The following is a 26,361-nucleotide window of genomic DNA, read 5'->3' as shown; positions in this document are numbered from 1 at the left end:
GGCCAGGCAAGTCACGTGGACGCGGCCAGGCTTTCCCGCTGCAGCGTCCGATGAGGGAGAAGGCACTGCATGAACTGGGGAATTCTTCTCAGCGTCCTGGCCTATGAGCTGGTGGTCGTCGTCGGCCTGGGACTCTACCTTTCGCGCAAGGAAAAGGCCGCGCCGGAAGAGAGAAGCTTTCTTCTCTCGAACCGCGACCTCCCGGTTGCCGTCGTAGCAGTGACCTTCGCGTTGATCGTCCTCGGGACTCCACACATCTTCGGCATTTTCGAGATGACCTGGTTCATAGGCGCTGCCAGTATCTGGTTCGGAATCGCCCACGCGATCCTCCTGGTGGCCACGATCCTTTCGACCGCCATCTGGGCGCGTCGCGCCAGAGTCACCTCAATGCCGGAGTTCATTTCACAGATCTTCGGCGAGACCCCGCGGCTCATGGTGAGCTTCGTCATGGCGGGCCTGATCTGGGGCAGCCTGACGCTAGAATCTCAGGGAATCGGTATCGTCTTCGCGGCCGTCACCGGGATCACGATCCCGCAAGGCGCGATGATCGGCGGCTTCATCGGCATCCTCTACGTCATCTTCGCCGGCATGAAGGAGATCGGTTGGGTGAATTTGATCAACTGTGGCGTGATGTACGTGGGGCTCATGGTCACGATGGTTTTCCTGACCGGTGCGCTTCCAGAAGGCGGCTGGGGGCGCGTCTCGAGCTTCTATATCGACCAGGACCAGGCCGAGATGCTGTCACTCTTCGGCACTCCGGAACTGCTCTACACGTTCGCGCTTGGTACCATCCTATCGGTCACGTTCTGCCAGTCGATCAGCCAACAGCATCTGCAGCCGGCCATGTCGGCGAAGAGTGAGGTCACGATCCGCCGGACGCTTTGGATTGCTGTGCCCCTGAACGGCCTCTTCGCGGTCTTCATCGCCAGCATCGGGCTTGCCGCTAAGGCGGATCCCGCCTTCAACGAGCTTGGCCCGAAGCTCGCCGCGCCGACCATGCTGCTCAACAGCCTGCCGGAATGGCTCGTCGCCTGGCTGATGGCGTCGCTCCTCGCAGCCGTCCTGTCGAGCTTCGCAATGGCGGTGCTGGCGCCGGCGACGATCTTCACCAGCGACGTCTACAAGAACCTGTTCAATCCGCAGGCGAGTGAGGCCGAGGAGCGGCGGGTCACGCGGATCATGATCGTGGTCCTGGGTGTCGCGGCATTCCTCGTCGCCGGGTACCTGCCGACGATCGTCGAAGCCATCAACTGGCTCTTCGCCTGGATGACCCCGGTCTTCTGGATGATCATCATCGGTCTCTTCTGGAAGCGGTCCAGCGCCGCGGCCACGATCACGATGGCGGTCACCTGGATCGTGAACTCGCTCTGGAGCTTCACGTCGCTTCCAACAAGCTTGGGACTTGAGAGCACCCCCAATGTCTATCCCTGCCTGGTAGTCAGCCTGGTGGTCGGACCCGGCCTGACCGCGGTGTTCGGCGGCAAAACAGGCCTCTTCCGCGAACGCAAATCCGCTGGTGCGCCGGCCGGCGCGTCGAAATAAACGAGGTGATTGCTGATGCTGTTCTGGAGCCTGTTCCTGAAATCCGCTGCGATCATCCTGGTTGTGATGCTCATCGGAAAGGGAGTCGCTGCATGGATCCGCTCGCGAGCCGAAGACTGAGAGCTAGAGGAAACGAAAATGGGACTAGAAGCGAACTGGATGCTAATGGTGATGGGGCTGATGCTGGCCTACGCCATCACGATCTTTGTGGGTCTCGTGGTCAAGCGCACCCGCGACGGGCGGATGACGCCGCCCGAATGACGCGGCGGCTCTCTGGCAGTGGACCGTGCCACTGTGGCTCTGCATGCCGGCATTTGCCCCCCCCACCCCCCCGGAATGACCTGAAAGGAGGCCATCATGGCTCGCCAAAAGACCATCATCACCTGCGCCATCACAGGCGCGATCCACACCCCTACCATGTCGGAGGCACTGCCGTATACCTATGACGATATCGCCAAGCAGGCGGTCGCCGCAGCCGAGGCAGGAGCCTCTATCTTGCACCTGCATGCCCGCGACAATGAGACCGGCGCACCTTCGGTCGATGTAAAGGATTTCCAGCCTTTCCTGCCGCGTATCAAGCAAGCAACGGATGCGGTGGTCAATATCTCGACTGGCGGCTCGCTGTCGCTGTCGATCCAAGATCGGATTAAACCCGCCAAGACGTTCTCCCCCGAGATGTGTTCGATGAACATGGGGAGCATGAATTTCTCGTTCCACCCATTGGCCAAGCGCTACAGCGATGATGACTGGAAATTCGACTGGGAAAAGGATTACGTCGCCAACTCCGACGGCAACATCTTTCGTAACACCTTCCGCGACATCAAGGAAGCCGCCGATACGCTGGCCCCACACGACATCAAGTTCGAGCACGAATGCTATGACGTGGGCCACCTCTACAACCTGAAATTCTGCATGGATATTGGGCTCTTCACGGCGCCGGTCTTCATCCAGTTCATCTTTGGCATCCTCGGCGGCATTGGGCCGGAGATCGACAACCTGATCTTCATGAAGCGCACCGCCGACCGGCTCTTCGGCGACGATTACCGCTGGTCCGTGCTGGGGGCGGGCGGGTCGCAAATGAATCTCGCCACCACCGCAAGCCAGATGGGCGGAAACGTGCGGGTGGGACTGGAAGACAGCCTGTTCATCAGCCGCGGTAAGCTGGCAGAGAGCAACGCAATCCAAGTCGCCAAGATCCGCCGCATCGTCGAGGATCTGGACTGCGAGGTTGCCACTCCCGACGAGGCGCGGGAGATCCTCGCGCTCAAGGGCGGCGACCAGGTCAATTTCTGAGGAGCAAGAAATGCCCCGTATCGAGCCGAAAGACCCCGCGCTGAAAACACTTACCGGTCTGCACCTTTGGCACGCCCCGATGTCGAGCTGTTCGCAGCGGGTGCGGATCGTGATGGCGGAGACCGGGCAGGATTTCGAAAGCCATCTGGTCAACCTCCAAGAGAACGAACATGCGACCGAGGCCTACCAGAGGATTCACCCCAAGGGGCTGGTGCCGGCTCTGGTCGATGACGGCGATCTGATCATCGAGTCGATCGACATCATCCGCCACCTTGCGGGCCGGAACGTGGCGCTAGCGCAGACCACCTTGCACGAGCTTCTGGAGATGGCCGATGCGGCGCAACTGGACCTGAAACTTCTGACCTACGAGTTCCTGTTCCGCGCCGCACCTCCGCCGCCTGAAACGGCCGAGGCTTTCCAGGCGCGGCACCAGAATGAATGGCTGAAGCAGTTTCGCCGCGATTTTGCCGTCGGTTTTGACCGCGACAGGGTCGAAGCAGCGGTACAGCGCACCGATGAAGGATTCCACAATCTAGACGCATTGCTGTCGGACGGGCGGGCTTTCCTGGCGGGCGAGGAGTTTACGCTCGCCGATATCGCCTGGATGCCTAACCTGCACCGGTTCGACCTGATGGGCTGGCCCTATGAGCGTACACCGAACCTGAAAGCCTGGTTCGACAAGGTATCGCAGCGTCCGAGCTATTACAGCGCGCTGGAGAAATGGGAGGATGCGCAGGCGGTGGAGGCTTTCACCGCCTACACAGAAAGACGCCGCGCCGCGGGCACGGATATCCGCAGCTTAGGCGGGTTGTCAGACTGACGATTTTCAAGACGCTATGGCCACACCGCAAGCTAACAGACACACAGGGGGGAGAGAATAATGAAACTGAAACTTGCACTGATCGCCTCGTCGTTTATCGTCACGGGAGAAGCCGCCACGGCCAATACCCGGCTACTGGTCAACTGCTTCTGGCCGGCGAGCCATTTTGCCTGCAGCGAAGTGCTACCCAACTGGATCGAAGAGGTAGAGCGCGTGACCAAAGGTCGCGTTACGGGCATCATTCCGCCGAAATCCGTGGCGCCGCCGCCGGAGCAATTGGCCGCCGTGGAAGAGGGTATTGTCGACATTTCGGTCATGTTCAACGGTTTCTTCGGAGACGATGTCCAGGGATCGAGGGTCGCGATGAACCCCTTTGTCGGTATTCACGACGCCGAGACAATGTCGCGTGCTCTCTGGGCCGCCAATCAGAAATATTTCCCAGACGAGATCACCTCGGTACAGCTGCTGTCGCAGTTCGTGATCTCTCCAGGCGAGCTTTACAGCCTGACAGACACACCGATCAATTCAATTGACGATATGGCCAGCCGCAAGATGTGGGTGCTGCCCGGGCCGCTTACTGCGATCACCAAGAAACTGAACTCCGGCGTGGTGTCGACCCCGGCGGTGGAATCGAATGAGATAATTTCGCGCGGGGTGGTCGATGGGCACCTCGGCCTCGATCCGCAGGCGGTACAGTCTTTCCAGCTTCTGCCTTACACCGAGTCGACCACGAAATTTGCTAATCCGATCTATTCTTCCTCCTTCTCGGTCTTCGCCAACAAGGACAAATGGGACGAAATCTCGGCCGAGGATCAGGCGGCGATCATGAGCGTATCTGGCGACGTGCTGGGCGCTGCCTTCGGCGCGCGCTGGGACGCGGCGGCTGCGCAAAGCGAAGCGGCCTATAGCGATGCGGGTCTTGAGGTGGTCGAGGCCGACCCGGACTTCGAGCAGGCACTGAACGAGGCTTCGGCCTTTGTCACCGAGGACTGGATCAAGAGGGCGAAAGAGACAGGGATCAACGCACAAGGAGCACTCGGCTTCTACCGCAGCCAACTTGAAGGGGGGACGAAATGATGACCCGGCGGATAGATAGAAACGCGGGTGCGGCGATCCTCGCGCTAATCGTGCGGATGCTGGAGATATTCTCCAGCATCATTCTGGCGCTCATGATGCTGCTGACCTTCGTCGATGTCGTCGGCCGCTACCTCCTCGGTGCTCCGATTTTCGGGGCGACGGAAATGATCTCGACGATGCTGGCGCTGGTGATCTTTGCAGGGCTGGCCATAGCCAACGCGCGAGACAAGCACATCGTGGTGGAGCTGTTCGATTCACGTGTACGGGCGTTGGCGCCGCGGGTCTACGATATTGCCGTGCAGGGCCTGTCGCTCTTCGTGATGTGCCTAATCGTCTACGTGCTGTTCGACGCCGCATTCCACGCTGCGGAAGTGGGTTCGAGCACCATCGTGCTGGGATGGTCGCTGGCCTGGATATTCGGGATCGTCGCCGTACTGGCCGCGCTCAGCGTCGTGTGCCAGATCCTGGGGCTACTGACCGGCGCCACAAGTCCTAGAGACCATCATCTGGAGGACGAGTGATGACAACCGCACTGATCGGCTTCGCCGCACTCCTTGGGCTATGTTTTCTGGGCTTCCGCGTTGGCTTTGCCACTTTGCTTGTGGGTTTCGTCGGTTTCGGATTCATGCGCGGGTTTGAAGCCTCGCTGACCATGGTCGGCCAGCAGGTGCTGGAAGACAGCATGAACTATAGCCTCTCGGTCATTCCGCTCTTTATCCTGATGGGTGTCTTCATTGTGCACGCGCGGATATCAAGTGACCTCTACGATGCCGCCTATGCCGGCCTCGGTCGGTTCCGCGGCGGACTGGCACTGGCGACGGTGCTGGCGGCGGGCGGGTTTTCCTCGGTCTGCGGCTCGACACTCGCGACAGCGGCTACCATGTCCAAGGTCGCGATGCCGCCGATGAAGGCCTACAAGTATTCCGACCGGTTGGCCTCGGGCACCATAGCAGCGGGGGGCACGCTTGGAATCATGATCCCGCCTTCCGTTCCGCTGGTGATCTATGGGCTAATCGCGGAACAGGACATCGGGCTCTTATTCATCGCCGGGATCTTGCCGGGACTATTGCTGATCACGCTGTTCATGATCTGCGTCGGCATCGTCGTGCGGCGTGATCCGCTGGCGGCTCCGGAAGCACCGCCGCTGGAGCCTGCCCGTAGGAAAGAGGCCATTCGCGGCACGCTACCGGTTCTGATCCTATTTCTCGTTGTTCTCGGCGGTATCTATACCGGAGCCTTCACCGCCACCGAAGCCTCGGGCATCGGTGCGTTCGGAGCCGCTGTGATCGCGCTTCTGCGTGGTAACCTGCGCACTTTGTCCGAGTGGAAGGAATGCTTGACCGACGCCACCACCACTACAGCTACGATCTTCATCGTGCTGCTGGGCGCCATCGTTTTTGCGCAGTTCATCAACCTCTCGGGCATGCCCTATGAGCTTTTGGATTTCGTCGATGCTTACGAACTTACGCCGTTAGAGTTAGTGATCTTTGTTTGTGTCATCGCAATCCTCATGGGCATGGTGTTTGAAGCCATCGGCATCCTCGTACTGCTGGTACCGGTGTTTCTTCCAGCACTAATGATCAGCGGAGTTGATATGATCTGGTTCGGCATACTCGTGGTGCTGGTCTCGGAAATCGGGCTGATCACGCCTCCCATTGGCATGAACGTGTTTGTCGTAAAATCAGTGTTGCCGGACGTCAAGCTCGGCGCGATCTTCCGCGGCGTTACGCCTTACATCTTTGCGCTGCTGCTTGGGCTCATACTCGTGCTTGTATTTCCGCAGATTGCCATCTTCCTACCCAACCTGATGAGGTAAATTAATGACCAAGATCAAGAATATCCTCTTCATAATGGCCGACCAGTTGCGATGGGACTACCTGTCCTGCTACGGCCATCCGCATCTGGACACGCCCAATATCGATAGCCTCGCGGCGCGGGGTGTGCGTTTCGACCGGGCCTATGTGCAATCGCCGGTCTGCGGGCCGTCGCGTGCATCCTGCTATACCGGCCGCACGGTTTTCAGCCATGGCGCCACTTGGAACCGTGTGCCATTGCCGGTGGGGGAGCTCACGCTGGGCGATTACCTGCGCCCACAGGGTGTAACCACAGCCGTTGTCGGAAAGACGCACATGGTTCCTGACCGCGAGGGCATGGCGCGTCTTGGGCTGAACGCCTCGACAGAACTCGGCATGGTGATCAGCCAGCCCGGGTTCGATCCCTATGAACGCGACGACGGGCTCCACCCGACGCCTCTGTTGCGTAACAAAGGCGGCATGCTGCGTTACAACGACTGGCTCCGCAAACGGGGCTATGGTGGCGAGAACCCCTGGAACGACTACGCCAACGCGGCCGAGGGTCCGGATGGCGAGATCCTGTCGGGCTGGCATCTGAAGAACTCGAACCTGCCGGCCCGGGTCAGAGAAGAGGATTCCGAGACCGCCTATATGACCATGCGTGCACGCGAATTCATCGAGGAGATGGGCGACGAGCCTTGGCTCTGCCACCTGTCTTACATCAAGCCGCATTGGCCTTACATGGCGCCTGCGCCTTATCACAACAGGTACGGGCCGGAAACATTCCTGCCAATCCACCGCAGCGAGGCAGAGCACGAAAACCCGAACCCGGTCTTCAGCGCCTTCATGAAGATGGAAGTCAGCGAGACTTTCTCGATGCAGGGCGCGCGCGAGGTTGTGCTGCCGGCCTACATGGGCCTGATCAAGCAGATCGACGACCACCTGGGGCGGCTCTTCGACTGGCTGGAGGAAACCGGGCGCGACAAGGACACGATGATCGTGCTGACGTCGGACCATGGCGATTACCTGGGCGATCACTGGATGGGCGAGAAGGAGTTGTTCCACGAATGCTCGGTCCGCGTGCCGCTGATCATATTCGATCCTCGGCCCGAGGCTGACGCCAGCCGCGGTACGGCGAGCGATGCGCTAGTCGAGGCCATCGACCTCGTGCCGACCTTCCTCGAGGCCACCGGCGCACCACCTGCCGATCACCGGCTGGAAGGCCGCTCGCTGATGCCGCTGTTAAACGGCGAGAAGCCTGAGAATTGGCGGGACGCGGTGTTCTCGGAGATCGACTATGCCTTCTATGCCGCACGAGAGACGCTCGGCGTCGGCATCTCGGATGCGCGCGGTTACATGCTGCGCACCGACCGGTGGAAGTACGTACATTTCCGGGGCTTCCCGCCGCAGCTTTTCGATCTTGAGAACGATCCGGACGAGTTCCATGATCTCGGCCGCGACACCGATTACAAGGCCCAGCGCAATCACATGCGCGCGGCACTGCTCGACCGGCTGACGGCGCGCAAGAACCGCGTGACCATGACTGACGACGGTGTGCGCGCGCTGCGCCGTGACGAGGACACCTCCGGCATATTGATCGGCAAATGGGGGGACTGATAAATGAGGGGACTGAGTGGGATAAGCCTGCGCGGGCCGGACTGGCTGGCGCAGATCACGCCTGCCTCGCTGCGCGGTGACGCGCTAGCCGGTCTGACCGGCGCTGCCATCGTCTTGCCACAGGCTGTGGCCTTTGCCTCCATCGCTGGTTTGCCTCCGGAATATGGGCTCTACACAGCGATGATCCCGCCGATCGTCGCGGCGATCTTCGGGTCGTCGCTGGTGATGGTCTCCGGCCCGACGACGGCGATCTCGGCCGTGGTCTTCAGTGCGCTTGCCGGAAATTACACCCCCGGCTCGTCGGAATTCGTCTCGGCGGCTATCCTGCTGGCACTGTTGGTGGGCGTCATCCAGCTGGCCTTTGCGCTGGCCCGCGTCGGGCGGCTCGCGGGATTCGTGTCGCATTCGGTGATGACCGGCTTCACTGCCGCCGCTGCGCTCCTGATCTTCGTCAGCCAGCTTGGTCCAGCGCTTGGCCTGGTGACGGAGAAAGGTCACGGGATCGTCGGGCGGCTTTCTGCGCTAGTTACCGCGTTGCCAGGCATCGATCCGGTAGCGGCGCTGGTCGCGGGCGTCACGCTGGCGACAGCGATCCTGCTACGTGTCTTTCTGCCGCGGTCTCCGGGATTCCTGATCGCCGTGGGCCTCGGCACCGTGGTGGCGATGCTCATGGGCGACATGGCCGGCGGACTGTCGCGGGTCGGCAACCTGCCCAGCGCCTTCCCAGCGCCGATGCTGCCGCAGATCGCGGAGGGCGAATTCCCAGGCATGCTGGAAAGCGCCTTCGCCATCGCGCTGATCGGCCTGCTGGAGGCCATCGCCATCGGCCGCAACCTCGCCCATCGCACGCGCACCGATTTCTCCGCCAACCGCGAGGTGGTGGGACAGGGACTCTCTAATATCGTCGGCAGCCTCTTTCAGTGCTACCCGGCGTCCGGCTCCTTTACCCGCAGCGGCGTTAACCTTGAAGCCGGCGCGCGCACCCCCATAGCCGCGATCTTCGCCGCACTGTTTCTCATCACCATGGTCGTCGCTTTTCGCCCGGTCATTGCCCAGGTGCCGATTGCCGCAGTCGCCGGGCTGATCCTCTATGTCGCCTACAAGCTGCTCGATTTCCATGAAGTGGCGCATCTGATCCGCACCAGCTTGACCGAGACGACTATCGCCGCGCTGACCTTTTTGGTTGGGCTGCTGGTCAGCCTTGAATTCGCGATCTACATTGGCACCTTCGCTTCGCTCGCGGTCTTCCTCGGTAAGAGCGCAAATCCAGTGCTGGCCATCGGTGCGCCGGACCAGAGTGCCGAGCCGCGCAAGATCAAGAACGCTAAGATTTTCGACCTTCCTGAATGTCCCGCCGCGCTGATACTGCGGCTCGACGGGCCGCTGTTCTTCGGTTCGGTGGATTCGATCAATGCGAAGTTGCGCCAACTGGCTCGCCGCCGCCCGGAACAGGTCAACCTGATACTGATCTTGCATGGTGTGGGTGAGGTCGATCTGGCAGGGGTTGGGCTTCTGGAGCTTGAGGCCGAACGTCGTCGCGCACTGGGGGGCGACATTTTCGTCGTCGTGCATTACCCGCAGCTGGTGGCAAAGCTGAAACGTTTCGGACTGGTCCGCATCCTAGGCGAAGACAGGATCTTTGCAGACAAGGGTGCGGCAATTGCCGCTGCTGTCACTAATATCCGCCTCGAGCGCTGCGCTACTTGTTACGCGCGCGTTTTCCTCGAGTGCCGCCACCGCCCCGCGCCGCCCGATCTGGAACCGGTTTCGACACGAAAAGGCCCCGACCATGACTGATCTGACCTGAAAAACCGCAGTAACCGGGCATTCCGGCGCGCTATCTCTCGAAGCGGCTTATCCCCCTACGCTGATCCCGTCACTCACCGACGGATAATCACTTCCTATCCCGGAAATTGCATCAGACATGAAAAAAGCGGCTGAAAATCGGTTATAATTCAAGAGCCTAACCAAGAATCAACCACATCAGCCGCCATGACAAAATGTACCACGCCGACTGCTTCCTTTCCACGCTGTAAAGGCCGCCAGGTCACCGCCGGTTTCGACGGGGGCGATATCACCTCCGATGGCGGTGTCCTGCTGCTTCGCCAGCTCGATCGCGAGATGGGGCTGACCGTACCATCGCGCGCCGCCTCGATGATGCTCGGGCCGCTCGCCGTTGCCAGCACCGCGCCGAGACCATGCTCCGGCAGCGCGTCTTTGGCCTGCCACTGGGCTACGAGGACCTCAACGATCACCACGACCTGCGCCGCGACATCGCTCTGCAGACCGCGGTCGATACCGACGGCGTGCTGGCCAGCCAGTCGACGCTGTGTCGCTTCGAGCAGCAGGCCAGTCGCCAGTGGGCGGTAGCCATCCAGGAGGAGATCGTCGAGCAGTTCATCCGCTCGTTCCGCAAGCCGCCGAAGAAGCGCTTGATCCTCGACTTCGACGCCACCGACGACCCGGTGCATGGCGAGCAGCTCGGCCGCCATTTCTCCGACTTCTACGACGGGTACTGCTTCCTGCCGCTCTACGTCTTCTGTGGCCAGCAGTTGCTGGTCAGCTACCTGCGCCCGGCCTATCGCGATGCGGCCCACCATGCCGGCGCCATCCTGGCGTTGCTGGTGCGGCGGCTGCGCCAGGCCTGGCCCGAGGTGAAGCTCGTCTTCCGCGGCGATAGTGGCTTCTGCCGACCGCTGATTCTCGATTGGTGTGAGCGCCATGGCGTCGAGTACATCGTCGGCCTGGCCACCAACAGCCGTCTCGAGAAGATGTCGTTGGAGATTCGCTATGAGTCGGCCATCCGCTGGGAGGCCGAGCGCACCAAGCAGCGCCACTCCGGGCGCATCGACTATGCCGCCCACAGCTGGAGGAGCCCGCGACGCAAGGTGGTGGTCAAGGCCGAGACTAGCCACCGCGGTTTCAACACCCGCTACGTGGTGACCAACCTGCGCGGCAGCCCTCAGTGGCTCTACGACAGCCGCTATTGCCCGCGTGGCGACATGGAGAACCGCATCAAGGAGCAGCAGTGGCTCTTCTCGGATCGCACCAGCTGCCATGAATGGTGGCCCAACCAGTACCGGCTGCTGCTGGCCGGCCTGGCCTACCTACTGATGGAACGGCTGCGTCGGGTTTACCTCAAGCGCACGGCATACGCCACGGCCCAGGTCACCACCCTGCGCCTGACGTTGCTGAAGATCGGTGGCGTGGTGATCCGCAATACCCGGCGCTTCCGCCTGATGCTGAGCAGCCACTATCCCGACCACGACCTCTTCCTAAAGCTGGTCAAGAAACTGGTGCCGGGATGACCGGCAGGGTGCTGTCCCCGGCACGGAATAAACAACGGGGGTAGGGGGAAGTGCGTCTTGATGGCGGGAAATCGATCACAAAGTGACCAAATCTCGCTCCATCCAGCATGAAGAGTGGACCTGCTTACCCAGCAGGCCGAACTCGCGACACTGGTGCAATATGCAGGCTAGCGTCGTTCGTCACGGTTTGCCAACGAATGGCAGCGCCAGGTGCGAAGGATAAGCGCCACCAAAGTATACTGTGTGCGTGCCGCGCGGTCGGCGGTGCCAGCCGCTCAGGTAGCCGGCCCCAGATCCGGCGATACGAAGGCGTAGACGCTCTCCGGGCTGAATCCGTACCGCGAAAGGCCAGATCTCGATATGCATTTCCACCTTCTCCCCGGGAGTCAACGGCGTGCGCCGCGTGTGCGCGTGGTACGGCCTCCGCTGGGTGCTGCGCGCGGGGTCAAGTTCGCGCTGCGACGCCTTGAGCCACCCGCGTGAGAGGTCAATCAAGTCGCCATTGGCTGAGACCAGGCTCAGGTAAACGTGTATGTCCATGTCATCGTAGGAGGACGCGGCCCAGAGGTCGAGCGCGGCTTCTCCGACGAGGTCGGTCGTCTCCTGGAACGGCGCCGACAGGAAGATCGCTCCTGTGTCGTCCCCCATCGCCCCGAGGATCGGTTCGGCATGAACTGAGAGTTCTCCCGGGGCTTCGTACTGAACGCTGCCCTCCCGCTGTGACTCCATGCCGAGGGCTCCCGCGCCCGAGCTGTCATCGCCAAGATAGAGCGTCATGGTCTCGGTGTCGGGTAAGGGCCAGTCCTCTTCGTTCCGCCAGATCGCTTCGTTGCTGGACGACTGCAGCTGCACTCGTACGCGCGGCACGTGATACGCCTCACTAGTCTCGCCCTTCAGCCAGTAATCGAACCAGGCTCGCTGTTCCGCGAAGACCTCGTCGGAGTAGTACTCGAGGAAGTAGTTGCCGGTGGAGACACGCAGACGCTTGTGCTCGCATGGAGAGTCCTTGAACATCTCCAGGTTACCGCGGATGTGGCCGGGACCGCGCCACGCATGCCAGGAGCTGGCACTGAGGAACGGGATGTCAATGCGCGTCCCGTCAGGGCGTCGCTCGTCCCAGAACGGCCCGTCGAGGTCGTTGATCACAAACGTACGGAAAGCGTCTTCCTCGCCATAAGCGACGGGCGCGTGCTGTGCCTTGCCGTGGTAGTGGTCGGCGACGAGCCGCGTGTACCACTGGGAGAAAAAGTCATGGGCCATCAGGCCGCCGCGATAGACGAACTCGCGGTAGGCGTCGGCGCTGCCGCTCCATGGCACAAAGGCCTTCAGAGACGGTGGAGCAAGGGCGGCAACACGCCACTGTGACATCGCGTAGTAGGAGATCCCCGTAGCGCCGACGTTACCTGTGCACCAATCCTGAGTGGCGACCCACTCGATCGCGTCGTAGTAGTCAGTGGCCTCCTGATGCGAGAAGATCGCGTGTATGCCGCCCGACTTTCCCGACCCACGTGCATCGACCCGGACTGTAGCGTACCCCGCCGCGGTCCATTGTACCGGGTCTGGTGTCTCCCAGCACTGGTACTCGTGATGTGCGGCGGTATGTCCCTCAGGCACGAACCAGGGCACATCCTTCTGGTAAGGGCTCAGCGTGACCAGTGCAGGGTGGCTGCCTCCCTCATCAGGCAGGAACACGTCGGCGTAGAGAACGGTCGAGTCACGCGTCGTGATCGGGAGATCCTTGAGAACTTTCATCTTGCTTCCTCATTAGGGGCACAGCATCGGTTTTTCTAGCGTGCTTAAGATATCGGTGTCTCGTTACCTCAGTTCGGCTTGGCCTGATTGCCTCCGTCCGCGAATGGGATGGTTCCACCTTTCTTCGAAGCTGAGCCGGTCCGACCGGGATAGGTTCGGAGGACATTATTGAATAGAACGAAATTACAATCTAATATCTATCTGCAAATACAACATACCCCTGACAATATGTTTATCAACCCGATACATTTGGAGCAACTGGCGGCAATTGTCGACTACGGGACGTTCCAGGACGCGGCCACGAAGCTCGGCACGACGCAGCCGGCACTGAGTCGGATGATCCGGACGCTCGAGGAGCGCACCGGCTCGCTGTTGTTTGAGCGGTCGACCCGTCCGCTGGTGCCGACGATCATCGGCCTGGAACTGGCCGAACAGGGCCGCAAGGTCCGTGAGGCGAGGAGCAGAGCCGCCGAGGTGCTCGATTTCACCAAGCGGGGCATCTTCGGCAGCCTTAAGATCGGTGCGCCGCCGTTCCTGTGCAGACGGCTGGCGTCCGACATCATCTCGCCATTTTTCGAGCACCGCCGGGAGATCCGCGTGGAATTGGTTCCAGATTACTTCCCAGTTCTGCAGGAGAAGCTGATTCTCAACCAGCTCGATGTCGTCATCTGCCCTTCGAATCTCGTCGACACCAGCCGTGCCGACCTTGTACTGGAACCACTGTTCGACGACCGGATTGTCGTCGTCTGCCGGCCTGGACATCCTCTGGTCGATAAGTGGCCGATCGAACCAGCTGATCTCGAGTCGGTGAACTGGATCAGCCACTCGAAACGCAGCATGCTGCGCACCGACCTGGAAACAGCACTTGCCGAAATCGGTGTCACGCAGCTCCGCTTCGCATTCCAGAGCGAGTCATCGAGTGCGGTGATCGATATGCTGCGCCGGAACGATTACCTGACCATCCTTCCCGAGTACGCCGTAACGGAACTGTGCCGAGGCGAGGAGCTGGTGATCCTGCCGGTGGGGCTGCCGACCATGCACCGAGCCGTCAGCATGATCACCGATGCGCGGCGTGCCGAAAACCGGCTGTTGACGGCGTTCATGGCCCATGTCCGCACGGAGGTATCCCGCTATCAACGCTGATGGTGACCACGCCCAGTGACCCAGCGACAGATACCGGAAATGCAGGGCTTCTACGACTCGCCGGACGGCCTGGTGTTGATTCAGAAGCTCATCGCGCCTGCAGCCAGCATCGCGCGTCTCGGGCTCCAACGCCCTGGTCTGTTGCTCCTCGGCATAAAGCTTGCGGATCTGGTTGAGCGCCCAGTCGACCTCGCCGGTCTTGTCCTTGGTTTGCACTTCCTGGGCCTTTACGAACTTGCTCTGCGCGTGTGCCCAGCAGCCGGCTGGGTGATGCCCTTGCGGCGCACCACCTATTGGTCCAGTGGGCCACCGCGCTGCAGCCTCATGTAGGGCGTGGAACTCGCCGACCGATCCGGTGCGACGTTGACCTGCGTTATGATCTCGTCCATGTGGATTAGCGGAACCTGCACTAGGTACTGCCGCAGCGCCTCGACCTGTGCCGGCACCAAGTGGAGTTCCTCGCTGATCTCCTCGACAATGACCTTGAACGCGGTGACATCCATGGCGTAGTGACGGGTGTCTTCGGGAAGCTCTTGCACGACCTCGACACGTGGCAGCTCGGGTGGAAAGGCGACGCGGCCACCTCGGGGACGCGCTGGGTCAGCGTGTGGGTGTCGAATGCCGATTTGCCCGTGGCCAACTCATCGGCAGTCGCCGCGTCCTTCTCACCCGCAGCAACTTCGGCCTCGTTAATGGGGAGATCCCCCCTGCTCGATGCGGTACTTCACTGCGGATCTACTCGCCGCCACCAAGAAGACGCCCAAGCGCGCCCCCTTGCCCTCTGAGCTGCCGCGCACCGAGATCCGCCATGACCCGGAGAGCGAGCACTGTCCCTGCGGTTGCCAGCTGCGGCGGATCGGCGAAGAGATCAGCGAGAAGCTGGACTACACGCCGGGCATATTCCACGTCGAGCGTCATATCCGTGGCAAGTGGGTCTGCGATCAGTGCGAGACGCTGACCCAGGCGCCAATGCCGGCACAGATCATCGACAAGGGCATCGCCACCGCCGGCCTGCTGGCCCAGGTGCTGATGGCCAAATACGCCGATCACCTGCCGCTCTATCGCCAGGAACAGATCTTCGCCCGTGCCGGCGTGCCGACTCCGCGCTCCACTATGGCCGAGTGGGTCGGCATCTGCGGCGTGCGACTCCAGCCGCTGATCGATGCGCTGCGTGACCTGCTGCTCACCGAGCCGGTGCTGCATGCCGACGAGACCCCAGTGCCGATGCTGGCCCCGGGCAAGAAAAAGACCCACCGCGCCTACCGCTGGGCCTATGGCACCACGCCCTACGCCGGGTTGAAGGCGGTGATCTACGACTTCACCGAGGGGCGCGTCGGTCAACATGCCCGCGATTTCCTCGGGAAGTGGCTGGGCAAGCTGATCTGCGACGACTACAGCGGCTACAAGCAGAGCTTCGCCAAGGGCGTGACCGAGATCAGTTGCATGGCCCACGCGCGGCGCAAGTTCGTCGACCTGCATGTGGCCGGCAAGAGCCAGATTGCCGGTCAGGCCATCGAACTGATCGGCCAGCTCTACCAAGGGGAGCGCGAGGCCCAGTCACTGAGCGTGGAGGAGCTCCAACGACTCCGGAAGACACGGGCGAGGCCCATCGCCGACGCCCTGCACCGCTGGATGCCTCACCGGGGGAAGGTGCCGAACGGCTCGGCGACGGCCAAGGCGCTGGACTACAGCCTGAAACGTTGGGCGGTGCTGACGCGCTACCTGAATGACGGCGGGCTGCCCATTGACAACAACCGGGTCGAGAACCTGATTCGCCCCTGGGCGCCGGGCCGTAGCAATTGGCTGTTCGCCGGGTCGCTGCGCAGTGGCCACCGCGCCGCCACCATCATGAGCCTGATCCAGTGCGCCAAGCTGAACGGCCATGAGCCCTACGCCTACCTGCGCGACGTGCTGGAACGGCTGCCGACGCACAAGGCCAGCCAGGTCCACGAACTCCTGCCGCAGAACTGGCAAAAACCCGCCTGATCATACGCCGGCGGTGTTCGGCGGCCGCTTACGAAAAGATAGCTCTGGCTTAAATATCATGCCGTGAGGCATGCTTGTCAGGTAAATATCGTCACACATCAATTAGGTGAGTGCGAAGGTGAAGCCGGCTCGGTTCATCGGGGTATCCCTGTCACGCCGCTGGTGAGGGCAGCGGCCAGGATCAGAGGGCTGAGAAGGGGCTTGAGTGACATCGGGAATCTCCTCGTATGGTGTTGGCTGAGACACACTGTAGGAGAATCGCCTTGGCCAGATAATCGGCCCAAGAGACAATAATCGAAAGGTTTGGGCCAGGCAGGTGCATTGTCCTGTTTGGGACCAAGAGAGGTGTTATGTCGCTTCCCCGCGTGGGGCTGATTCTCTATCCGCGCTTCAGCCCCTTCCATTTCTCGGTGCCCTATATGGTATTCGGCACGCCCTCCCCCGAGCGCTCCCTGTTCGATCTGCGCATCGTGGCGCCTGAGGGCCGGCCGCTTGAGGCCGAGCGGGCCATGACGGTGCGTCCCGATGGTGGCCTCGAGCTGCTGGAGGAGGTGGATATCGCCGTGGTCCCCGGCTGGCACGACCTCGATGAGCCGCCGACGCCGGAGCTGCTCGAGGCTCTGGTCCGCTGCCATGAGAGGGGCATCCATGTGGTGGGGCTCTGCTACGGCGCCTATGCCCTTGCCTATGCGGGGCTACTGGATGGCCGGCGGGCGTCGACCCACTGGTTGGCCGAGGAGGATTTCAGCCGTCGCTTTCCTGCCGTCGAGCTGGACACCAATGCCCTCTATGTGGATGACGATCGCTTGGTGACCTCCGCAGGCACCGCCGCTGGCCTGGATTGCTGCCTGTTCCTGGTGCGCGAGTATCATGGGGGCCGTGTCGCCAATCAGCTTGCCCGACTACTGGTAGTGCCGCCCCACCGGGAGGGCGGCCAGGCGCAATTTATCGAGCATCCGGTGGCCGCCTCCACCCAGGACGCCCAGATTAACCAACTGCTTGATTACCAACACGCCCACCTGACGGAATCGCATAGCCTCGATGCCCTGGCCTCTCGCACCACCATGAGTCGCCGCACCTTCACGCGCCACTTTCACCGGGCCACGGGCATGACAGTGGGGGGAGTGGCTAATCAACGAGCGCCTGAGGCGAAGCTGTGAGCTTCTGGAGACCACGACCCTGCCGATCGAGCAGGTGGCAGAGTGCAGTGGCTTTAACACGGCGACATCGCTCAGGCAGCACTTCCAGCAACGCTTCCGCGTCAGTCCCAGAGAGTGGCGAAGATCCTTTGGTATCCGGAAGAAGAGTGGGTGATGGTGGCGTTCGCCGATGCCACGTAGCCGGGCAGGAGAGGAGGGTGCCGACACGCGTAAGCTGCAGGTCAGCACCAAAGGCGACACCGCTCCGACGATATTCCAGGAGCTAGTCGATGGAACCACGTACTCAGTGCAGCCCATCCTTTGACTATCGTCTGAATTAGATAGCCATCATGCAGGTTGACAGCTGGGGCCTCTTCCTCTTCAATAGCTACTTGATGATGCCGTGTGATGCTGGTGATGAAACCTGTTCTCAGGTTGTCCCTGTAAGCATTTCACGAAGATTTCTACACGTCACAACGTGTTGATTTTTTGAGAGTTTTTGGTGGTGTGACTTGTAATCAGTAGGTCGCGGGTTCGACTCCTGCTGCCGGCACCATCAAGCACCGGGAAGTCCCTGGCCCATCGCCAGGAAAACCAAGAGTCGCAGCATAGAAGAGGCCACCCGTCGAGGTGGCTTTTTTCGTTGCCCTTGAAACCCCCTAGGGCGTCACCATATGGCCTCGTGCGGCTCCTTCACTGGGGTCGCCCGCGGCTGTCCTGCCGTCGGAACATGTTCGAACTGAGACTGATCACGGAGTCACAGGAGGTGATTGGATGACAGTGCAGACATCGTCCTATCGCACGCTGGAACAGGCTGACCTCAACGCCGTCGTCGATTCTCCCGACCCCCAGAGCCGCGTGAAGAGCGCGCCGCGCCCGGGCCAGGATCCCTATCCGACCCGGCTGGCCGAGCCGTTGGACATGCCATGGCTCAGCCGCCACGAAGGGGTGGTCAAGGGACGTGCCGAGGAAGGGCCACTGAGCCAGGCGCAGCTCGATGCGTTCGAGCGCCAGGGGTTCCTCTTCGAGCCCGGCTTCATCACTGGCGACGAGCTCGCCGAGCTGCGCCGGGAACTCGAGGCCCTGCTCGACAACGACGACTTCCGCGGCCGCGACTTCAGCATCACCGAGCCCCAGGGCAACGAGATCCGCTCGCTGTTCGCCGTGCACTTCCTCTCGCGGCGCTTCTCGCGCCTGGCCCATGACGCTCGCCTGATGGGCCGTGCCCGCCAGATCCTCGGCGGGGAGGCCTACGTCCACCAGTCGCGCATCAACTACAAGCCCGGCTTCGAGGGCAAGGGCTTCAGCTGGCACTCGGACTTCGAGACCTGGCACGCCGAGGACGGGATGCCGGCCATGCATGCGGTGAGCGCCTCCCTCGTGCTCACCGACAACCACCCCTTCAACGGGCCGCTGATGCTGGTGCCGGGTTCCCACAAGGTCTTCGTGCCCTGCCTGGGGGAGACCCCGGACGACAACCACAAGCAGTCGCTCAAGCAGCAGGAAGTCGGGGTGCCGGGCCGCGAGGCGCTGCGCGCGCTGATCGACCGGCACGGCATCGATGCGCCGACCGGCGCGGCGGGCGGCCTGTTGCTGTTCGACTGCAACGTGCTGCATGGCTCCAACGCCAACATGTCGCCTGATCCGCGCAGCAACGCCTTCTTCGTCTACAATCGCCTCGACAATCGCTGCGTCGCCCCCTTCGGGGCAGGCCGTCGTCGTCCGCGTTTCCTGGCCCACGAGCCGGGCGAGCGCTGGTCGCCCGAGACGCCATCGTGAGTGGCCGGCCACCGCCGTACGCTGGACCCATGATGTCGCTGGGGTAGACTGAAGGGCTTGTCGCCTGACCGCGGCGGCGACCACCAGAAGGAGAAGAATCGCCATGCGCTTCGTGCCCCGTTTCACCGATGGCCAGCCATTCCCCGAGCCATTGGGCAAGATCGTCTGCGTCGGTCGCAACTACGCCGACCATGCTCGAGAGCTGGACAACCCGGTGCCCAGCGAGCCCCTGCTGTTCATCAAGCCGGCAACCGCTGCCGTGCCCCTGGAGCAGCCGGTCGACGCGCCCTTCGCGCGGGGTGAGGTGCACTACGAGACGGAGCTGGCGCTGCTGATCGGCGAGGAACTCTCCCATGTCACGGCCGACGAGGCCGAGCGGGGCATCGTCGGCATTGGGCTGGCCCTGGACCTGACCCTGCGTGACGTCCAGTCGCGCCTCAAGGAGAAGGGGCACCCCTGGGAGATCGCCAAGGCCTTCGACGGCGCCTGCCCGCTCTCGTCCTTCCTGCCGCTCTCGCAGGTGCCCAACTGGAGCGGGCTCTCCTTCACCCTGGAGGTCGACGGCGAGCCGCGCCAGCACGGTGAAGGGGCAGACATGCTCTTCCCGGTGGCGACCCTGGTGGCGGAGATGAGCCGCCACTTCACGCTGCAGCCGGGCGACGTGGTGCTCACCGGCACCCCGGCCGGCGTGGGGCCGCTGGAGCGTGGCGCGACGCTGCACTTCACCCTCACCGGCGGGCTGGAGGTCACGACCCGCGTCGTGGAATAGGGCGACACCGCACTGGATCCCAGACGAAGACGCCCCGCAGTTCAAGGCTGCGGGGCGTCTTCGCGTTCCGGGCGGCGTGCTGCGCTCACTCCAGGTAGGTGTAGCCCTCCAGGCCATCCGAGAGGTCGTCGAGGAAGGCCTGCTGTTCGGCTCGCTCCAGGCCGCTGCGCGCGAGCTGCTCGGCCAGCCGCTCGCGCAGGGCAGCGACGTCGAAGTTGACGTAGCCGAGCACGTCGGCGACCCGGTCGCCTTGCTGGATCTGGCTGATCGACCAGCGGCCGTTGCCGTCCAGGGCGGCATCCGCCGAGTCGGTGTCGCCGAACAGGTTGTGCAGGTCGCCGAGGATCTCCTGGTAGGCGCCGACCATGAAGAAGCCCAGCAGCTTCTCGTCGCCCTCCTGCCACTCGGGCAGCGGCAGGGTGGTCTCCACCCCCTGGCCATCCACGTAGCCGTCGATGCGTCCATCCGAGTCGCAGGTGATGTCCTGGATCACGCCGCGGCGCACCGGCTCGTGGTCCAAGCCGGTCAGCGGCAGCACCGGGAAGATCTGCTGGATGCCCCAGACGTCGGGTACCGACTGGAACAGCGAGAAGTTAACGAACAGCTTGTCGGCGAGCTTCTCGGCCAGCTCGTCGTCGATCTCGCGATGGGCGCGGTTGCGGGTATCGAGCCGCGCACGCAGCCGGGCACAGGCGGCGAAGTAGACGCCCTCGCCCTCGGCCCGGGCGGTGATGTCGGTCAGCCCCATCACGAAGCGCTCGTGGAGCTCGCCCATGGCCTGCACCAGGTCGTGCCAGGCCTCCACCAGGCCGCGCGGCTCGGCCTGGTCGTGCAGCAGCTCGTGGACGCGCCACAGCTCGTCGACCTGGGGGTCGCCCTCGACGCGGCGCGGGGGTGCCTCGTCACCGATGCGCTCCTCGCCGATCACGTTGGTGATCAGCACCGCATGGTGGGCGGTGAGTGCCCGGCCCGACTCGCTGATCAGGTGGGGCTGGGGCAGCTCGAATTCCTGGCAGGCCAGGCGGAAGGCGTACACCACGTTGCGGGCGTACTCCAGCATGGAGTAGTTGGCGGAGCAGAAGCTGCGCGAGCGGGTGCCCTCGTAGTCGACACCGAGGCCGCCGCCCACGTCCACGGTGTCCACCGGTGCGCCCAGCGCCACCAGGCTCTGGTAGAAGCGCGCGCACTCGCGCAGGCCACGCTGGATGTCGCGGATGTTGGCGATCTGCGAGCCGAGGTGGAAGTGCACCAGCTGCAGGCTGGCCAGGGCATCGGCCTCGCGAAGCTGATCCACTACCGCCAGCACCTGGCTGGCGGTGAGGCCAAACTTGGACTTTTCGCCGCCGGTGTTCTGCCAGCGGCCGCGTCCCACGGTGGCCAGGCGGGCGCGCAGGCCGATGCGCGGCGTGACGCCGATGCGCTCTGCCTCCTCGAGGATCAGCGGCAGCTCGGAGAGCTTCTCCACCACCAGGTAGACCCGATGGCCGAGCTTCTCGCCCATCAGCGCCAGGCGCACGTACTCGCGGTCCTTGTAGCCGTTGCAGACGATCAGCGAAGGGCCGTCGCCGGAGAGCGCCAGTACGGCGAGCAGCTCCGGCTTGCTGCCGGCCTCGAGTCCCACCCGGCCATGGCCGCGCTCCTGGGTGCCGAGGATCTCTTCCACCACCCGGCGCTGCTGGTTGACCTTGATCGGGTAGACCGCGGTGTAGCCGCCGCCGAACTCCTCCTCCTGCATGGCGGTATCGAAGGCGGCGCAGAGCTGCTCGACACGGTCGTGGAGGATGTCGGTGAAGCGCACCAGCACCGGCAGGCGCAGCCCGGCCTGGCGGAGCTCGGTCACCAGGTCGTCCAGCGGCAGGGCCGGGCCCTCGGCCTCGCTGCCCAGCGGGCGCACCAGGGCGTGGCCGCTGTCGTCGACGTCGAAGTAGCCGCTGCCCCACTGGTCGATGTTCCAGGTGCGCCGCGCGCGCTGTGCCGGGCTGCCGGCACTGCTCTTGGACAGGCTCATTCGCTCACCTCGGGCAGCGGCAGGGCGCCATCTTCCAGGCGCGCCTTGAGGATGGTACGGAACTGGTCGGGATCGTGGGGCGTGAGGTCGTGGGCCGGCGGGTCCACGTAGACCACCAGCAGCCGCGACAGCCAGTAGCGCAGGGCGGTCAGGCGCAGCATCATCGGCCAGGCGTCGCGCTCGGCGGCGGTCAGCGGCCGGCGCGCCAGGTAGGCGGCGAGGATGGCATCGTGGCGTGCGGCATCCAGGCGGCCGTCGGGGCCGGTGGCCCAGTCGTTGATGACGATGGCCAGGTCAAACAACAGGTCACCGGTGCAGCCGTTGTAGAAGTCGATCAGTCCGCCCAGGCGGTCGCCGTCGAAGAGGGTGTTGTCGCGGAACAGGTCGCCGTGCAGCGCCCCCTGGGGCAGTGCCGGAGCGTCGCCGAAGAACCCCTGGTAGATCTCCACCTCGTCCTTCATCAGTGTTTGGTCCTGCGGCGAGATGTAGACCAGCACCTTGTGGTGCATGGGCAGCAGCCAGTGCAGATCCCGCGGGTTGGGACGGTGGCCGGGGAAGTGCCGTGAGACCACGTGCATGCGCCCGAGGGTGTCGCCGAGATCGCGGCACTGCGCCAGATTCGGGTCCTTCGGGTGCCGACCGGGCAGTTTCGGGAACAGCAGGGCCGGCTTGCCGGCGAGGGTGTGCAGGGCGACGCCGTCGCGGTCATGCAGCGGGCCCGGCACCGGCAGGCGGTGCTCGTCCAGGTAGTCGAGCAGCTCGACGAAGAACGGCAGCTCCTCGTGTTCGCCCTGCTCGAACAGGGTCAGCACCAGCTCGCGCCGGTCGGTGGTGACGAAGAAGGTGGTGTTCTCGGTGCCGGCGGGCACGCCCTCGAGGGAGACCAGCGAGCCGGCATCGAAGCGGCTGAGGAACTCGACGACCTGCGGTTCGGTAAGCGGTGTGAATACAGCCATGTGTCTCTCGCCCGGGAAATGCCAAGCCGCCTATTGTAGCGACTTGGCACACCGATGCACGTGACCCGGCTGCGGCGGTTTGCCTGCCAGGGCCGGGAGTCCGAAGCGGGGTGGCCGCGGGCTCAGAAGGTCTTCAGCACCCACTGGGGAACGGCGATGCGGTCGCCCTCCCGGCGCTCGAAGTCGCCGTCACCGTCATGGTCGACGAGATAGTAGGAGGGGCCGGAGGAGGGGCGGATCTCGATGGCATAGAGTTCGCCGTTGACGCGGTACTCGCGGATGGTGCGCTCCTCCTCCTGGCGGACGGTGATGTCCGGCTCGAGGTCGGCGGAGGACTGCGCCAGGGCACTGCCACCGGTGGCCAGGGCGAGGGCGAGCAGCAGGGCGGTGCTCAAGCGTCTCGGGAACTTCTTCATGGTGACCTCCAGGGCCGCACGGGGCGGGGATGCAGGGATACCCCCAGTGTAGGGGCTTGCGGCCGCCCGGCCTACCACCCGCGGCAAAAGGCGTCGGCAATGCGTATCATGGATGATCAGGATCACCTCACGCCACGCTTCAATGGATGCCCTACATGGCCGATACGCCCATCGTTCTCGTCGACGGTTCCTCCTATCTGTACCGCGCCTTCCATGCCCTGCCGCCACTGACTACCTCCGACGGCCAGCCCACCGGGGCGATCAAGGGCGTGCTCAACATGCTCAAGCGTCTGATCAAGGACTATCCCGACAGCCCCATGGCGGTGGTCTTCGACGCCCCGGGCAAGACCTTCCGCGACGAGCTCTTCGAGCAGTACAAGTCCCACCGGCCGCCGATGCCCGACGACCTGCGCTCCCAGGTGGCGCCGCTGCACGACTGCGTGAAGGCGCTGGGGCTGCCGCTGCTGTGCATCGAGGGCGTGGAGGCCGACGACGTCATCGGCACCCTGGCCCACCAGGCCACCGAGGCGGGTCGAGATGCGGTGATTTCCACCGGCGACAAGGACATGGCCCAGCTGGTCAACGCGCACATCACGCTGGTCAACACCATGAAGGACGAGACGCTGGACGTGGAAGGCGTGAAGGAAAAGTTCGGCCTGCCGCCGGAGCGGATCATCGATTTCCTGGCCCTGATGGGCGACAAGGTCGACAACATTCCCGGCGTGCCGGGGGTCGGCGAGAAGACCGCGCTGGGCCTGCTGCAGGGCATGGATGGCGGGCTCGAGACCCTCTATGCGGACCTGGAGAAGGTCAAGGAGCTGGGCTTTCGCGGCGCCAAGACGCTGCCGAAGAAGCTCGAGGAGCACCGCGATCAGGCCTTCCTCTCCTACCAGCTCGCCACCATCAAGACCGACTGCGAGCTGCCGGTGGGGCTCGATGACCTGGACATCGCCCATCCCGACCGCGAGGCGCTGCTCGAGCTCTACCGCCGGCTGGAGTTCCGGGCCTGGCTCTCCGAGCTGCTCGAGGGCAAGGATGAAGGAGTCGACGACGCGGCGGGCGGCACGCCGGTGCCGGCCCAGGACGAGGGGGCGACCGGCTCGGGCAGCCGTGGCGCGCGCGAGGACCATGTCATCCTCGCGCAGGCCGACCTCGAGGCCTGGCTCGAGCGGCTGACGGCGAGCGACACCTTCTGCTTCGACCTGGAGACCACCAGCCTGAACTACATGGAGGCGCAGGTGGTCGGCGTGGGGCTGTCGCTGGAAGCGGGCGAGGCGGCCTATATCCCGCTGGCCCATGACTACCTCGACGCCCCCGAGCAGCTTGACCGGGACGCCGTGCTCGCCGCCCTCAAGCCACTGCTGACGGATGGGCAAAGGACCAAGGTCGGCCAGAACCTCAAGTACGACATCTCGGTGCTGGCCAACCAGGGCATCGAGGTGGCCGGGCCCCTGGAGGACACCATGCTGGAGTCCTATGTGCTCGACTCCACGGCGACCCGCCACGACATGGACTCCCTGGCGCTCAAGTATCTGGGGGAGAAGACCATCTCCTTCGAGGAGATCGCCGGCAAGGGCGCCAAGCAGCTCACCTTCAACCAGGTGGCCCTGGAGCAGGCCGCGCCCTATGCCTGCGAGGACGTCGACATCACGCTGCGCCTGCACCGGGAGCTGCGTCCCCGCGTCGAGGCCGAGGGTCGGCTGGCCGAGGTGCTCGAGGAGATCGAGCTGCCGCTGATCCCGGTGCTCTCGCGCATGGAGCGCACCGGGGTGGCGCTGGACCCCGAGCAGCTGCATGCCCAGAGCCGTGAGCTCGAGACGCGCATCCGCGAGCTGGAGGCCAGGGCCTTTGCGCTCGCCGGTCGCGAGTTCAACCTCGGCTCGCCCAAGCAGCTCGGCCAGATCCTGTTCGAGGAGCAGAAGATCCCGGTGATCAAGAAGACCCCCAAGGGGGCGCCCTCCACCGCGGAGGCGGTGCTAGAGGAGCTGGCGCTGGACTACCCGCTGCCCAAGGTGATCATGGAGCACCGCGGTCTCGCCAAGCTGAAGTCCACCTACACCGACAAGCTGCCGCGGCTGGTCAACAAGGCCACCGGACGGCTGCACACCAGCTACCACCAGGCGGTCACCGCCACCGGCCGGCTGTCGTCATCGGATCCCAACCTGCAGAACATCCCCATTCGTACCGAGGAGGGGCGCAAGATCCGGCAGGCCTTTATTGCCCGGCCCGGCTACCGCATCGTCGCCGCCGACTACTCGCAGATCGAGCTGCGCATCATGGCCCACCTCTCCGGCGACAAGGGACTCCTCGAGGCCTTCGCCGAGGGCCGCGACATCCACGCCGCCACCGCCGCCGAGGTGTTCGGGGTGGCGCTGTCCAAGGTCTCGCCCGACCAGCGTCGCAGTGCCAAGGCGATCAACTTCGGGCTGATCTACGGCATGAGCGCCTGGGGCCTCGGCCGGCAGCTGCACATCGAGCGCGGCCAGGCGCAGACCTACATCGACCGCTACTTCGACCGCTACCCCGGCGTGGCCCGCTACATGGAACGCATCCGTGCCCAGGCGGCCGATGATGGCTACGTGGAGACGGTCTTCGGTCGGCGCCTTCACCTGCCGGAGATCCGCTCGCAGAACCGCGCGCGTCGCCAGGGCGCCGAGCGCACCGCCATCAATGCCCCCATGCAGGGCACTGCGGCGGACATCATCAAGCGCGCCATGATCGACGTCGATGCCTGGCTCGCGGGGGAGGCGTTCGATGCGGTGATGGTGATGCAGGTCCACGACGAGCTGGTCTTCGAGGTGGCCGAGGGCCAGGTCGAGGCTTTCATCGAGGAGGTGAAGGGGCGCATGGAAGGCGCCGCCCGGCTAGACGTGGCGCTGACCGTCGAGGCCGAGAGTGGGGCCAACTGGGACGAGGCCCACTGACCATGAAAAACGCCACCGCGGCTGCGGTGGCGTTTTCGT

The 26,361-nt window shown here is 63.6% G+C and carries 20 protein-coding genes and 3 pseudogenes; 17 read left to right on the top strand and 6 right to left on the bottom strand.

Annotation, left to right across the window (positions count from 1 at the left end; all coding sequences use genetic code 11):
• Positions 1-69: 69 nt before the first annotated feature.
• From QLQ86_RS17980 to QLQ86_RS17935, 10 genes and pseudogenes are all read left to right on the top strand, one after another.
• Positions 70-1,542, top strand: a complete 1,473-nt coding sequence (locus QLQ86_RS17980; protein WP_282817867.1) for a sodium:solute symporter family protein — start codon at positions 70-72, stop codon at positions 1,540-1,542.
• 138 nt (positions 1,543-1,680) lie between these two features.
• Complete coding sequence (locus QLQ86_RS17975; RefSeq protein WP_282817866.1) at positions 1,681-1,803, top strand: hypothetical protein; 123 nt, start codon at positions 1,681-1,683, stop codon at positions 1,801-1,803.
• A 96-nt stretch (positions 1,804-1,899) separates the two neighbouring features.
• Positions 1,900-2,835, top strand: a complete 936-nt coding sequence (locus QLQ86_RS17970) for a BKACE family enzyme (RefSeq protein ID WP_282817865.1) — start codon at positions 1,900-1,902, stop codon at positions 2,833-2,835.
• A gap of 10 nt (positions 2,836-2,845) precedes the next feature.
• Entirely contained in the window at positions 2,846-3,655 is an 810-nt protein-coding gene (locus tag QLQ86_RS17965) for a glutathione S-transferase family protein (protein WP_282817864.1), read from the top strand.
• A 60-nt stretch (positions 3,656-3,715) separates the two neighbouring features.
• The gene (locus QLQ86_RS17960) at positions 3,716-4,732 is read left to right on the top strand and encodes a type 2 periplasmic-binding domain-containing protein (protein WP_282817863.1); all 1,017 of its coding nucleotides are present in this window, start codon (positions 3,716-3,718) and stop codon (positions 4,730-4,732) included.
• Entirely contained in the window at positions 4,732-5,253 is a 522-nt protein-coding gene (locus tag QLQ86_RS17955; RefSeq protein ID WP_282817862.1) for a TRAP transporter small permease, read from the top strand. Before QLQ86_RS17960 ends, QLQ86_RS17955 begins: the two co-directional genes overlap by 1 nt.
• Complete coding sequence (locus QLQ86_RS17950; protein ID WP_282817861.1) at positions 5,253-6,548, top strand: TRAP transporter large permease; 1,296 nt, start codon at positions 5,253-5,255, stop codon at positions 6,546-6,548. Before QLQ86_RS17955 ends, QLQ86_RS17950 begins: the two co-directional genes overlap by 1 nt.
• Before the next feature lie 4 nt (positions 6,549-6,552).
• A complete protein-coding gene (locus QLQ86_RS17945; protein WP_282817860.1) occupies positions 6,553-8,142 on the top strand; it encodes an alkaline phosphatase family protein in 1,590 nt (529 codons plus the stop codon).
• 3 nt (positions 8,143-8,145) lie between these two features.
• Positions 8,146-9,939, top strand: coding sequence for a SulP family inorganic anion transporter (locus tag QLQ86_RS17940; protein ID WP_282817859.1), 1,794 nt, complete (start codon positions 8,146-8,148; stop codon positions 9,937-9,939).
• A 195-nt stretch (positions 9,940-10,134) separates the two neighbouring features.
• A pseudogene (locus QLQ86_RS17935) lies at positions 10,135-11,450 on the top strand (IS1380 family transposase).
• Positions 11,451-11,630: 180 nt separating this feature from the next.
• Here QLQ86_RS17935 and QLQ86_RS17930 read toward each other — a convergent pair.
• On the bottom strand, positions 11,631-13,202 hold the full coding sequence (locus QLQ86_RS17930) for a CocE/NonD family hydrolase (RefSeq protein WP_282817858.1): 1,572 nt from the start codon (positions 13,200-13,202) through the stop codon (positions 11,631-11,633).
• A 168-nt stretch (positions 13,203-13,370) separates the two neighbouring features.
• Here QLQ86_RS17930 and QLQ86_RS17925 point away from each other — a divergent pair, with 168 nt between their 5' ends.
• Positions 13,371-14,345, top strand: a complete 975-nt coding sequence (locus QLQ86_RS17925) for a LysR family transcriptional regulator (protein ID WP_282817857.1) — start codon at positions 13,371-13,373, stop codon at positions 14,343-14,345.
• 165 nt (positions 14,346-14,510) lie between these two features.
• Here QLQ86_RS17925 and QLQ86_RS20190 read toward each other — a convergent pair.
• Positions 14,511-14,561: pseudogene (locus tag QLQ86_RS20190) on the bottom strand (hypothetical protein); the annotation flags it as partial.
• A gap of 74 nt (positions 14,562-14,635) precedes the next feature.
• A complete protein-coding gene (locus tag QLQ86_RS17915; RefSeq protein WP_282817856.1) occupies positions 14,636-14,884 on the bottom strand; it encodes a hypothetical protein in 249 nt (82 codons plus the stop codon).
• Between the two features lie 211 nt (positions 14,885-15,095).
• On the opposite strand from QLQ86_RS17915, the pseudogene tnpC reads away from it, so the two are divergent.
• From tnpC to QLQ86_RS17895, 5 genes and pseudogenes are all read left to right on the top strand, one after another.
• Positions 15,096-16,331, top strand: a pseudogene (tnpC, locus tag QLQ86_RS17910) (IS66 family transposase); the annotation flags it as partial.
• A 350-nt stretch (positions 16,332-16,681) separates the two neighbouring features.
• Complete coding sequence (locus QLQ86_RS17905; protein ID WP_282817855.1) at positions 16,682-17,491, top strand: GlxA family transcriptional regulator; 810 nt, start codon at positions 16,682-16,684, stop codon at positions 17,489-17,491.
• On the top strand, positions 17,463-17,645 hold the full coding sequence (locus QLQ86_RS20185) for a helix-turn-helix domain-containing protein (RefSeq protein WP_407650123.1): 183 nt from the start codon (positions 17,463-17,465) through the stop codon (positions 17,643-17,645). Before QLQ86_RS17905 ends, QLQ86_RS20185 begins: the two co-directional genes overlap by 29 nt.
• 599 nt (positions 17,646-18,244) lie before the next feature.
• Positions 18,245-19,249 (top strand): ectoine hydroxylase, encoded by a 1,005-nt coding sequence (thpD, locus tag QLQ86_RS17900; RefSeq protein ID WP_282817854.1) that lies wholly within the window; start codon positions 18,245-18,247, stop codon positions 19,247-19,249.
• Between the two features lie 103 nt (positions 19,250-19,352).
• Positions 19,353-20,018 (top strand): fumarylacetoacetate hydrolase family protein, encoded by a 666-nt coding sequence (locus QLQ86_RS17895; protein WP_282734404.1) that lies wholly within the window; start codon positions 19,353-19,355, stop codon positions 20,016-20,018.
• An 85-nt stretch (positions 20,019-20,103) separates the two neighbouring features.
• On the opposite strand, the gene speA is transcribed toward QLQ86_RS17895, so the two are convergent.
• The 3 genes from speA to QLQ86_RS17880 all read right to left on the bottom strand — a co-directional run bounded on the left by speA (position 20,104) and on the right by QLQ86_RS17880 (position 23,398).
• Positions 20,104-22,026 carry a biosynthetic arginine decarboxylase gene (gene speA, locus QLQ86_RS17890; protein WP_282817853.1) on the bottom strand — a complete coding sequence of 641 codons (1,923 nt, stop codon included), beginning with the start codon at positions 22,024-22,026 and terminating at the stop codon, positions 20,104-20,106.
• Entirely contained in the window at positions 22,023-22,982 is a 960-nt protein-coding gene (locus QLQ86_RS17885; protein ID WP_282817852.1) for a homoserine kinase, read from the bottom strand. The genes speA and QLQ86_RS17885 overlap by 4 nt, the downstream gene beginning before the upstream one ends.
• A 122-nt stretch (positions 22,983-23,104) precedes the next feature.
• The gene (locus QLQ86_RS17880) at positions 23,105-23,398 is read right to left on the bottom strand and encodes a DUF2782 domain-containing protein (RefSeq protein ID WP_282734401.1); all 294 of its coding nucleotides are present in this window, start codon (positions 23,396-23,398) and stop codon (positions 23,105-23,107) included.
• A gap of 155 nt (positions 23,399-23,553) precedes the next feature.
• On the opposite strand from QLQ86_RS17880, the gene polA reads away from it, so the two are divergent.
• The gene (polA, locus tag QLQ86_RS17875; protein ID WP_282817851.1) at positions 23,554-26,322 is read left to right on the top strand and encodes a DNA polymerase I; all 2,769 of its coding nucleotides are present in this window, start codon (positions 23,554-23,556) and stop codon (positions 26,320-26,322) included.
• Positions 26,323-26,361: the final 39 nt, after the last annotated feature.

Source organism: Halomonas rhizosphaerae, from assembly GCF_030012485.1.
Taxonomy (GTDB): domain Bacteria; phylum Pseudomonadota; class Gammaproteobacteria; order Pseudomonadales; family Halomonadaceae; genus Halomonas; species Halomonas rhizosphaerae.
Note: the sequence above shows the minus strand (reverse complement) of the source record. Positions and strands in the feature narration are given on the sequence as shown.